Origin of the sequence: Flectobacillus roseus (assembly GCF_030056595.1) — a bacterium.
GTDB lineage: Bacteria > Bacteroidota > Bacteroidia > Cytophagales > Spirosomataceae > Flectobacillus > Flectobacillus roseus.
This window is the reverse complement of the sequence record NZ_JASHIF010000002.1, coordinates 186,060-198,022: the sequence shown is the minus strand read 5'-3', so window position 1 is coordinate 198,022 and position 11,963 is coordinate 186,060. Positions and strand designations below refer to the sequence as shown.

At 38.0% G+C, this 11,963-nt stretch carries 7 protein-coding genes; 2 read left to right on the top strand and 5 right to left on the bottom strand.

Going from position 1 to position 11,963, the window contains the following annotated elements:
- Position 1: 1 nt before the first annotated feature.
- A complete protein-coding gene (locus QM524_RS00955) occupies positions 2-1,660 on the bottom strand; it encodes a hypothetical protein (protein WP_283343076.1) in 1,659 nt (552 codons plus the stop codon).
- Between the two features lie 465 nt (positions 1,661-2,125).
- On the opposite strand from QM524_RS00955, the gene QM524_RS00950 reads away from it, so the two are divergent.
- Positions 2,126-4,063 carry a glycoside hydrolase family 97 protein gene (locus tag QM524_RS00950; RefSeq protein ID WP_283343075.1) on the top strand — a complete coding sequence of 646 codons (1,938 nt, stop codon included), beginning with the start codon at positions 2,126-2,128 and terminating at the stop codon, positions 4,061-4,063.
- A 211-nt stretch (positions 4,064-4,274) separates the two neighbouring features.
- Here the strand turns inward: QM524_RS00950 and QM524_RS00945 are convergent, their stop codons facing one another.
- Positions 4,275-4,910, bottom strand: a complete 636-nt coding sequence (locus QM524_RS00945; RefSeq protein ID WP_166579393.1) for a response regulator — start codon at positions 4,908-4,910, stop codon at positions 4,275-4,277.
- A 128-nt stretch (positions 4,911-5,038) separates the two neighbouring features.
- Here QM524_RS00945 and QM524_RS00940 point away from each other — a divergent pair, with 128 nt between their 5' ends.
- Positions 5,039-5,680 carry an HAD-IA family hydrolase gene (locus tag QM524_RS00940; protein ID WP_283343074.1) on the top strand — a complete coding sequence of 214 codons (642 nt, stop codon included), beginning with the start codon at positions 5,039-5,041 and terminating at the stop codon, positions 5,678-5,680.
- Positions 5,681-5,714: 34 nt separating this feature from the next.
- Here QM524_RS00940 and QM524_RS00935 read toward each other — a convergent pair whose 3' ends face one another.
- From QM524_RS00935 to QM524_RS00925, 3 genes are all read right to left on the bottom strand, one after another.
- The gene (locus QM524_RS00935) at positions 5,715-7,157 is read right to left on the bottom strand and encodes an alpha-L-fucosidase (protein ID WP_283343073.1); all 1,443 of its coding nucleotides are present in this window, start codon (positions 7,155-7,157) and stop codon (positions 5,715-5,717) included.
- 87 nt (positions 7,158-7,244) lie between these two features.
- The gene (locus QM524_RS00930; protein WP_283343072.1) at positions 7,245-8,573 is read right to left on the bottom strand and encodes a vanadium-dependent haloperoxidase; all 1,329 of its coding nucleotides are present in this window, start codon (positions 8,571-8,573) and stop codon (positions 7,245-7,247) included.
- Positions 8,574-8,632: 59 nt separating this feature from the next.
- Positions 8,633-11,890 carry a VCBS repeat-containing protein gene (locus QM524_RS00925; RefSeq protein WP_283343071.1) on the bottom strand — a complete coding sequence of 1,086 codons (3,258 nt, stop codon included), beginning with the start codon at positions 11,888-11,890 and terminating at the stop codon, positions 8,633-8,635.
- Positions 11,891-11,963: the final 73 nt, after the last annotated feature.

Below are 11,963 nucleotides of genomic sequence, written 5' to 3'. Positions count from 1 at the left end.
TTTAAAAGTTGAGAGAGTAACCTGCTTGGGTATAAACTTCTGTAAAATTTCTTGCTTCAAATTTGAGATCCTTGTTGTAGAGCAATGCTGCACTCAACGAAAGTTGTTGTTTGCTCGATAGTCTGATACGTCCGTTCCATCGGGCATTGAATGTATAACCGTTGGTATTTTCTTTATAATAGTTTTGGTTGTAATTGACATTCAAGCTATTAGAAAATGACTTCAAGTTTTTGGAAATATTCAAACTTGCCCCCATCGACTGTGTGTTTCCGTATGACAAAAAGTTTTTGATAAAAATCCCGCCTGGGCTTATCGTAAATTTCTGTTTCATATTGTTTCTCAGATAGTTGAAAGACAAAAACAGGTTATTAAACTCTAATAACTGTTTGGAAACAGTATTGTAATCGCTGGAGTTTTGGTAACTCGACATTAGGTTTATCGAATGACTTACCACCCTGTCGCCCCAAGAAAAACGAGGTGCTACCACCAAACTTTGATTGACCTGCTGAATTTTGAGAGTATCAATAATTCTATCAGGATTATTCTGGAAAGTACCATAATTCGAATAGGTCATCAACATCCCAAACTTGGTGGAGGGTTGCACCGACAAATTGAGCGATCCGATGTTGCGGGTGGTTTGAGTAGCCTTGGTTTTACTAACGTTATCTTGCTGTATACCATAACTACCACTCAGATTTACTCGACCTTGCCAAAAAGAAAAGGAAGGAGAAAATAGAATTTCTTGGACGTCATTGTTGAAAAAATAAGCGCCCATCGACTTATAATCTGTCGAAATCAAACGGTATTGTACTTGTAAGGATGCAAAGCGTGAACTAAACCTCAAACTACTATTGGCGGCATAACCCACCTGAGTACTTCGTTTTAGTAGAAATAGTTTTTTCAAAAAATCACTATCAAGCGATATGGTTCCAGTCAAATCTTTGGCATTTACATCGGAGGTATAACCACTTACTCCAACATCGGTCGACCAAGTTATTTTTTTGAAAAATGTCAATTGAGAAACAATGCCAAGTGTAGTGTTTTCGGCGGGAGTAATACCTTCGGCTGTTGGGATTTTGATAGAATTTTCTTCGTCCCATGCTTTGGTATAAATCAAGTCGATGAAGTTTTGAGAAGACCCCACTCCTACTTTTACGGCATACCCCATGCGTCTGAAGCTAGAGGGTAAAGACGAAAAGGTATTACGAGTTGTATCTCGCAAACTTGCTTGTTGAAAGCGTCCATACATGGCAGAAAAGCGAAATTTGCCAGGATTCAGGTCGATACCTGCCCCAAAAAACATTCGCCCAGCCAATGTGTAATTGGAATAGCTAAGGTTACGATACCCCAAGTGTAGTCTCGCCCATTTGTAAGATGGACTCATTCCAAACTGCTGGAAGGGTCCAGAAAAGGACTGACTTTGTTGGTTAATCAAGAAAAAGAATGGCATTTGAATACCATAAAGCGAAATAACAGGACTGGCAGAAATAGTCCAAGAAAAAGGGTCGAGACGTTGCCTGCCTTCAAGATTTGAATAAGTATTAAAACCTAAATTCAAACCTCCTGAAACAGTGACAGGCTTTTGTCCCTTTAGACCACCCAAATCTTGCGCTAATAGCGGAATCTGCCAAAAGCATAGTAGTATGAAAAGTTTCTTCATGAGTAGGGCAAGGAAAATGTTTACCCAAAATAAGAGGGTTTATTTACCTTTATCTATGCCCTTTTTTAGTCATTGAATAAGCGGACAATTGACTGTATTTCAAATAATTAAGTAATTTTAAAAATGATTATTCCTTTGTTTTAAATAGGACGTAACCCTTTTTACACATTGTTAGGTGATGATTTCGATTTTTGAAGTTGAAAACTTAAGAAAAAAGGGAGTCCAAGACGAAGTCTTGAACTAGGTGAATTACACACTGTTTGGTTACTTTAGTACTTTTTTGAAGTTGATGACTTGGGAAAAATAAGTCCGAACCTAAGTCGTAAACTAGGCTTATTTTTAGTTTTTATGTTAATATCAGCATTAAAACAGATAAGAATGTGTAGATTTGACACAATATTTACAAAATTCAAATTAATCTATTAAGCCCCAATTAATAAAGCGTCATGCTTTTTGAACTCAATTATGAAAAAAGTACTATTTATCGTTGCGATGCTTCTGCAAATTTCAAGCTTCGCTCAGGAAAATGTAAGCATTCTTAGTCCCGACAAACAACTGAAGGTTAGTTTGGCGGTTACAGAAGGCAAAGCGAATTATTCTGTTACCTATCAAGGCATTAAGGTGTTGGAAAACTCTCCATTGGGCCTTGTCACGAGTATCGGAGACTTCAGCAAATCTTTGACTTTTGTCAAAAAAGAAGAAAAACAAATCGACAAGACTTACCAACAAAGTAGAATCAAAAAATCCAATATTCACTATGTTGCCAACCAAGTGGTTTGTACTTTTTCAAATGCTGATAAAAAACTTTTAGAAATTACTTTTCAGGTAAGCAACAACGATATTGCCTTTCGCTATGGACTTTTTCCATATAAAGAAACTGCCAACTGTATTGTCGAAAAAGAGCTGACAGGTTTTAGTTTTCCTTCAAACACTACTACTTTTTTAACCCCACAAGCACCTGCAGGAAGTGGCTGGATGCGCACTAAACCAAGTTATGAAGAGGAGTATGAAGCAGATGCGGCACTCAATCAAAACTCCAAATATCGTTTGGGATATACCTTCCCTGCCTTGTTCCATGTGGGTAAAGAAGCTTGGGCTTTGGTTTCGGAAACAGGTGTAACAGGTGCCTATTGTGGTTCAAAATTGAGTGAATCCAATAATGGCACGTTCACTATTTCATTTCCAGAAAAAGACGAAAATAACGGTCATGGAAGTGCCGAACCAGCAATGGCTTTGCCAGCTACAACACCTTGGCGTACCATTACGGTGGGAACAAGTTTGAAACCGATTGTGGAAACGACCGTTCCTTTTGATGTAGTTGATCCACTATATGCACCTTCACAGGAATATAAAGCAGGACGTGCCACTTGGAGCTGGATTATGTGGCAAGATGACAGTATGGTCTACGATGACCAAATTACGTTTATTGATTTGGCTCAGAAATTAGGATATGAATATATTTTGATGGATGCCCTTTGGGACAAGAATGTCGGATATGAACGCATGGAAGCATTGATTAAATATGCTCATTCTAAAAATGTAGATGTGTTTTTATGGTATAACTCCAACGGTGCTTGGAACAACGCCCCTCAAGGTCCGAAAAACTGCATGAATAATGCTATTGCTCGTAAAAAAGAAATGAAGTGGCTAAAAGCTCAAGGCGTAAAAGGCTTGAAAGTGGATTTCTTTGGAGGTGACAAACAGGAAACTATTCAGCTTTATGAAGAAATCTTAAGCGATGCCAACGAATATGGTTTGATGATTATTTTCCATGGTTGTACGCTTCCTCGTGGTTGGGAAAGAATGTACCCTAACTATGTGAGCAGTGAGGCAGTTTTGGCATCAGAAAACTTGATTTTCAACCAGCATTTTGATGATAATGAAGCATTTAATGCGTCTCTGCATCCGTTTATTAGAAATACTGTCGGAAGTATGGATTTTGGAGGGACTTTACTCAACAAACGTCTCAACAGAAATAATAATGGAGGAAGAACTCGTAAAACAACGGATATTTTTCAATTAGCGACCGCGGTTTTATTCCAAACTACCGTACAGAACTTTGCTCTCACGCCAAACAATTTGACGGATGTTCCAAGTTTTGAAATTGACTTCATGAAAAAAGTGCCAACTACTTGGGACGAAACCGTTTTTGTGGATGGTTACCCAGGAAAATATTGCGTATTGGCGCGTCGTCATGGCAATGAGTGGTATTTGGTGGGTGTCAATGCTGAAAAAACTGCGCTAAAAATCAATGTAAAATTACCCATGTTTGCAGGAAAAACCGTTGCAGAATATAGTGATGACGAGAAAAGAAATCCAACTTTTAAATCTACGAAAGTGGCAAACTCTGGAGAAGCGACCCTTGTAATTCAACCAGAAGGTGGTATTATTTGGGTAAAATAAAGGGGATTCGATTTCGGATTTCGGATGTTGGATTGCGGAAGTGATTGTGCCGTTGTCGGAGTTTTCTCCGACAAACTTGCGTCAGCAATAATTTTGATTCTTACCTAGTCTGGGGCTTAGACTCGGATTAGGTAAGATTTCAGTTTATAAACTCTTAAAAAAATAAGTCCAAGACTAAGTCTTGAACTAGTTAAGCCTCTATATAAGGTAATCACTCATTGACAATCTTTTCCCGAATTGCCTTTGCCACGGCTTCGGTACCACATTGAACTTGAAGCTTGAAATAGATATTTTTGAGATGACGACGTACGGTTTCTATCGAAATAGAACATTCGTGAGCAATCATTTTATAGGAATAACCTTTGGTCAAATACTCTAGCACCTCTTTCTCGCGCTCAGTCAAATGATACGAATTTTGGGTAGGTGCAGGTTTTCTAAAAGTCTGCAAAATACGTTTGGCAATACCTGGCGACATCGGAGCACCACCTTCAAAAAGCTGTTTTATAGCGCCAAATAGCATACTTGGTGAATCTTTTTTCAGGATATAACCATCTGCACCGTAGCTCAAACAAGCAAATAGTCGATCGTCATCTTCAAAAACGGTATGCATGATTACTTTCATGTTAGGGTATTTCTCTTTCACCAACTTCACTCCAGTAATTCCATCTATCACAGGCATATCTATATCCATTATGAGCATATCTGGTGACTCAGACTGGATATGCCGTAAAATATCTTCACAGTTATGATGCGTCCCTACCACCAGAAACTCCTCCGCAGAATTTATCAGTAATTCGAGTAATTCTCGAAGTTTAGGGTTATCTTCATATATTGCTATTCGGTTCATTAATTTGGATTGGCTGTAGGATATGTAAAATTTAGTGAAGACCTGTCAATCAATTTTGATACTGCAAATCAACAGAATAAATAGATCGTTGTAAATAACCTTTTTGGGTCAGTTGCCTTATTAATACTATGCAAACGTATAAACACATCATTTTTGATTTTGATGGCACTCTTGCCAATTCTGTCCCAATTTTTCTGAAAATCTACAATGAATTGGCTACAGAAAAAAACTTTAAGCTTATTTCAGCAGAAACTATTCCTCAAATTAGGCATTTATCTTATCTAAAGCGAGCCGAATATCTGGGAATTCCGCTCTATCAAATCCCTTTTATTATTCCGGTACTATACAAAAAGTACAAGCAAAACATTCAGTCTCTACAAGCCTACGACGGAATTTTTGATTTTCTGACTGCACTTCACCAACAGGGTTTCACACTAGACATTGTGTCTTCTAATAGCAAAGAAAATATCCTTCAATTTCTTGACAATCAAAAATTTACCTACTTCAAAAATATCTATTGCTCAGAAAATTTCATGGGTAAAGATAAGGTTTTGAAAAAGCTACTCAAAGCTACTGAATACCCCTTGCGTGAGTGTTTGTACATAGGCGACGAGAACAGAGATATTGAAGCTTGTATGAAAATTAATATGGATTGCGCATGGGTTAACTGGGGGTATGAAGATGAGTTGCAGCCACAGCTACAATATTATCCAAAAGGGCATTTTAAAACAGTGCAGGACTTATTGTCATTCATAAAAAAAGACTCCTGATATGTTATCAGGAGTCTGAATAGCACTATTATTATTAATTCAAAACTTTAAATACCCAAGCTGGTTGCGAAGCAAAGGCTGCACGAACTTTTTCAGGAATAGTTACTTCAATTCCGTTAGGAGTAATTTTGTATTTTAAAGGTTTGATTTCTCCAATCAATGTTACAATTGTAGACTTTTCAGCCTTTTTCCAAGGTAAGACCACCGTTGCTGGAACAGTTTCTCCTTCTTTGGCCAAGTAAGTCAAATACGTCGATTTTTCTTTTCCAGTAAATGCCCATTGTCCTTCACGGTATGGCGCCACAGGTTTGGTACCGTAAATAGATTCTCCGTTTACAGATACCCATTTACCCATTTCTTCCATACGTTGGTAGGCTTCGTTGTGCCATTCACCGTCTGGTCCTGGGGCTACGTTCAACAATAAGTTACCATTTTTAGCCACGATGTCGACCAACATGTGAATGATTTCACGAAGCGATTTGTACTTGTCATTAGGTACATACGACCAGCTGGTTCCCATAGTAGTACAAGTTTCCCAAGGAATCGGCATGTAATGGTCAGGAATAGACTGCTCTGGTGTTACATAGTTTTCAAATTCTCCTGTTACAGTACGATCCACTACCAAAAGACCTGGTTGATTCTTACGACCCATAGCAGCAATTTTTGCCATGTCAATATCTTGGTCATAAGGAATCGTTTTTTGCCAGCTGATATTTGGGTCGATAGTTGAGAACGGGCGTACCCAACCACCATCTAACCAAAGAATATCCATTTTACCATATTGGGTCATCAACTCCTCAATTTGGTTGTAGGTAAAGTCTTTAAACTCCTGCCATTTTTGAGGATATTTTTTAGGGTCATAGTTGACGTTGCGGTCTTTTGGTGGAAAATATGACCACCAGTATGAAGGCGTATTCCAGTCAGGCTTCGAGAAATAAGCCCCAACCATAAAGTCCTTTTTACGGAATGCGTCAAAAACCTCCTTGGCAATATTGCTACGTGGATTGCTAGAGAAAGGCGTTTTTGCGTCTGTAACTTTGTAGTTGGTATATTTTGAATCAAACATACAAAAACCATCATGGTGCTTTGTAGTAAAAACTACATACTTCATCCCAGCCTTTTGAGCAGCATCAGCCCACTTTTCAGGAGCAAATTTTACGGGGTTAAAAGTAGTTTGAAGGTTTTCATAAGCTTTTTTGTACTCAAAATAATTCGCAGAAGACGCACCTCTACGCTCGCACCAACCCTCGTCTTCAGGACATAATGACCAAGACTCAACGATACCCCATTCGCTGTAGGTACCCCAGTGCATCAACAAACCAAATTTGATGTCTTGCCAGTTGTCTAATTTCTTTTTTACCAACTCGTCCTTCGGCCACACATACTTGCTATGGTCTTGTTCTGAGTGTTGTTGGGCGGATGTACCAAAACTTAGTACACTTGCTGCTAATCCAGCCAATATTAATGATTTTTTCATTGGGTGTTTTGATATGCCAGAATGCCTTTCATTAAGCTCTAGCTATTAAATTTGAAAATGGGTGATGGCACCAAAAAATTGATCCTATTACTTTAATGCTAATTTCTTCAAAATATACTCACCTATATTTTCTCCTTGTTTACCACCATCTTCAATTGAATCTCGAAAATGGATTCCCCCATAGAGTCTAGAGATGGCTGCTTCTTGGGCAGCATGTTTAAAAGATTTGAATTCTCGAGCAGGAACTCCAAACTCTACTTCTACCACATCTGTATAGGCAAAATTATCACCTACTAGCGCAGTTAAAACTGTTGCTACAGAAGCAGATACAACGCTATGCCCACTCGTATATTCTGGAAAAGGAGGAGTTTGTAGGACAGCTCTCCATGCTGGATCTATCCACTGGTTGATTACCGTTTCAGGTCTTATTCGGTTACTTCGATATTTCTCATCCCAACAAGAAATAAAAGCGTCCGCCATCGTCATGGCTACAAGTGCATGGGTACGAATCGTTTTATTTAGGTCTAATTTCTTTTGAGTACATGCGATACCAGTAATTCCCATCCAATGCCCCCCAGGAGAAATCTTCTTTGTCCCAAAACTGATATGTCCTTTTTGGTTTAGGAAAAAAGGATTACAATCCCAGAAGTTTGCAATATGTAATTGGTCTTTTGTCAGGTTTCGAGATGCCTCGTATACTTCTTTGGTAAGAGCATAAAACTCACTCTTTGGGTCTGCACTGTAAACTACAGGAGGATTGGGTTTAAATTGAGCAGCACTATCGAGTACAAAAGGGCGAAGAGTTCGCCAATGAGGCTCATACGCTTCTGTATATGCTGGTGGGGTCGGTTGCCAGTATCCAGGTTTATTGATTGGTGTATATCTTAAATAACCACTCGTTTTTACGTAACCATCTTTTAAAGCATATTTCACAAATCTTTTTACTACGCTATCAGCCAATATTTTTGATTCAGCAAACGCTTTTGGAGTCAATTGAAGCTGAGCCTTTTGAATTAACTCTAGCTTAGGTTTCTCCAACAAATATCCAGAGGGCAATAGCTCTTCCCCCATTCTTAATAAAGTATATATTGATGCAAAATCTGCTACAACAGATTCTCCTATCTTCAAATCTCCAAGCTGAGGATACTGTCTCAATTGAGAGAGAACTTGATTGGCTGAGGTATTGTGTTCACATAACGCATTTACCTGCCACGCTGCCAAAGTAGTGTACGCATAGTATCTGGCTGCGGCACAGGGTCCCGTAACATCCTCGACCATGACATCAGTTATTTTCTTTAGGGATTTAACATAGTCAGTGGTTGATAACGTTGAATTGGCTTTAGGCTTTGGTTGCGCTATAGATTGTAAAGCCAAGAGTGCCATCACAAAAAATGGAAAAATGCGAGAAATATTCATAATGGAAAGTATTTACAATCATCCTTACACGAGTATGTGAAAGTGGAGATGTTTGAGTTCTATTTTTTGCTATTCAAACGATAGCTTTTTACACTGTCATTATTTCTAAAAAAATGTATTTGGCTACCTTTTGTTTGAGGGATAATTACCATATCTCTTACCTCACCTTTTACTTGGAAACCAGATTGATTTTGAGGTATATAGTTAAATGTACCATTTCCTTTGTTCAAAAATAACTGACCATAGTTAGCATCCATTCTGCCTATTTTGATTCTAGAATGAAAGAGATTTCCAGCTAAAACTAGATCCTTAAAACCATCTAAATTAACATCTAATAAACTAATGGCATATACTGGTGACATTTGCGCTTCCACTGGAAGAGGGATGGGGTTGAATATTCCTTTTCCTTGGTTGAGCAATACAATCGACTCAAACTGATTTGCTTCTAACTTACTGGCTTTGGATAACTGTTCTGGGGTAAAAAGTTGCTCCATACTTGCATCAGCGTAACTAGTATAATTAGGAAACTTTTTTCTTAATGAAAATACTTGATTTAAAGCTTCATCACGGCTTACCAATGGGTAAGTTTTCCCTTGCACATAGTAATTCACAAATGGATCGATAGCCTCATTTTGGTCAAAATCCGCGTATGTTAGGGACACAGGCGTCTGTAAACTAGGCTTCAATTGATTGTTTTTACCATAATTTCCAACCACCAAGTCCAAATCACCATCGTTATCCAAATCGGCAGATTCTAAAGATGACCACCAGCCAATGCTAGGGTAATTTGATAGCAATAATTCAGAAGACAAAAATTTACCATTTGTATTTTTAATCCAAAGGATAGGCTGCCATTCTCCCACTAAAACTAAGTCCTCCCACCCATCACCATCAATATCAATGTTTTTGCCAGCAGTTATTCTCCCTAAAGTTTCAAGAGCGGGTGCTAAATCTTTCGTAACATCTGTAAAAAAACCTTTGCCATCATTTTGTAGCAATCGACTTCCAGGAGAAAAAGGGTACTTCCCAGGAATTATTCTTCCTCCGATCACTAGGTCTAAGTCGCCATCCTTATCAAAATCAATGGTCATTACACAAGAGTCACTATTCAAATCACCTGTCACCAGATTATCTTCTGCCTTCTTAAAATTGCCTTTGCCATCGTTAAGGTAAAGTCTATCTTGTAACAATAAATCATCTGGAAGGTAGGAGTATCCTCCACTTACGACATACAAATCCAAATCGCCATCTTTGTCTGCATCAAAAAAAGTAGCATCTGTATCGGTGCACATGATATCACTATCGATACTAGCTTGTTCGGTTCCTATCCACGAACCATTGGGTTTTTGAAGTAAAATAGCACCTGATTGTCCCTTCGAGCCACCGACATATATGTCTACTAACCCATCTCCATTTACATCGCCATGTGCAGTCTTAGGACCAATGTATGATAACATATTTGGTAAAAGCAATTGGCGCTTGAAGTCGTTATAATCATCCTCTACATTGCCGTAAGGTAAGGTGTCAGTATCAATTTGTTTAAAATATGGAGCTTGGAGATTTACAGCCCATTGGCCAAAAGGTTCTTGAACTTTAACTTTATGAACTTGGTTTATTGAAGGATTTAGAAGTGTTTGCTTCTTATTGTTAGGAAAAATTATTTGTACGCTATCTACCTTGGTTTTCCCTAGCCCAAAATGTAGTGGAATCATCATACAAGATTGAAAGCCTCTTGTTGGGAAATGCTCTCTTAATTGCTTTTGTCCACTTTGATACACCAAAACTTTGGTTCCATAAGTTTTGGCATCTAATAACCCATCTATGTCAAAGGCAATATAGTTTCCTTGAGTTTGTTCATTCAGGTAAATACTGGCCTCAAGGTTAACATTATTTGTGACTATTTCTAGATCGCCATCATTGTCCAAATCGACATATATAGCCCCATTGGAAAGGCGAAGTTGATCGCAAGCCCATGCAGTAGTTTTATCTTCAAATTGGAGATTACCCTTATTCAAGAAGAAATAGTTTTTAGTAAGTGTAGAAGGCATTTCTTTGATAATATCCATTAGGGCAGTAGGACTCCCTTGAGCTGCTTTTAGCTCTTTATCAGCATAAAACTTCATAAAGTCCATGTTGGTGTAATCTCTCAAATAGCCATTTGTAATATATATATCTTTTTGCCCATCATTGTTAAAATCTGCCACAAGCGGTGCCCAGCTCCAATCTGTATTAGATACTCCAGCCAACTGTCCTATTTCACTAAATGTCCCATCACCATTATTTAACTGCAACATGTTGCGCATAATTTGATGATAAAACCCATTACGAACCATAGATTTATAATTCTCATAGTTTTCGGGGCCATAAAGTAGTTTTTGGCGACGATTGTCCTCTGGTAACATGTCTAAGGTCAAAATATCTGGCAAACCATCATTGTTGATATCCACCACCTCATTTCCCATTGAAAACTGACTTAAATGCCCAACAGAAGTCTCCAATTGATCCGAAAAAGTGCCATCTTTTTGATTGATATAGAGATAATCCTGTTCAATATAATCATTTGACACATAGATATCAGGCCAGCCATCTTGATTAATATCAGCAATGGCAATACCCAATCCAAACCCAAGGGGATTTCCTTTGATATGCGCCTGTTCGCTCACATCAATAAACTTTCCATGATCATTACGCAAGAGCCTATCACCTGCTTGAGGGTCTCGCTGACTTTTTAGAACCGAGGCATCAAAGCGTTTATAATCTTTAATGCTATGGTTGAGTAAAAAACAGTCGAGGTCGCCATCTTTATCGTAATCAAAAAATGAAGCTTGAGTTGAGTTTGTTGGTAGGTCTAGACCAAACTGCGAGGCTTTTTCTACAAATTGAAAGTTCTTTTGATTTATATATAGTCTATTTTTTCTTGAAGCTTCATCACCATCTCCCGAATAACAAACATAAATATCTAACCAACCATCTTGATTAATGTCCACTAAGGTTACTCCTGTTTTCCAACCATTTCCTTTACTAATACCAGCACTAGCAGTCTGGTCTTTAAATTTCATTTTACCCATATTCTGATAAATACGATCAGAAACCATATTACCAGTAAAATACAAATCTATTAGTCCATCATTATTAAAATCACCTGCCGCTACTCCTCCTCCATTATAAAAATATTCATAAGCCAAAACATTATGCTTTTCATTTTCAGTAAGTTGATTTTTAAAAGAGATTCCCGTTTCAGTTGGCGAAAGTAATCTAAATTGACCAATTGTTGGGAAGAAAAGAAACGATACACAAAATGCTAGCAGGAGTCTCATGAGGCAAAAGAATTGAGCGTTGATGTCCGCAATTAGTTAAAGAGGTAAATTAATCAAAACCTCAAATTATTCA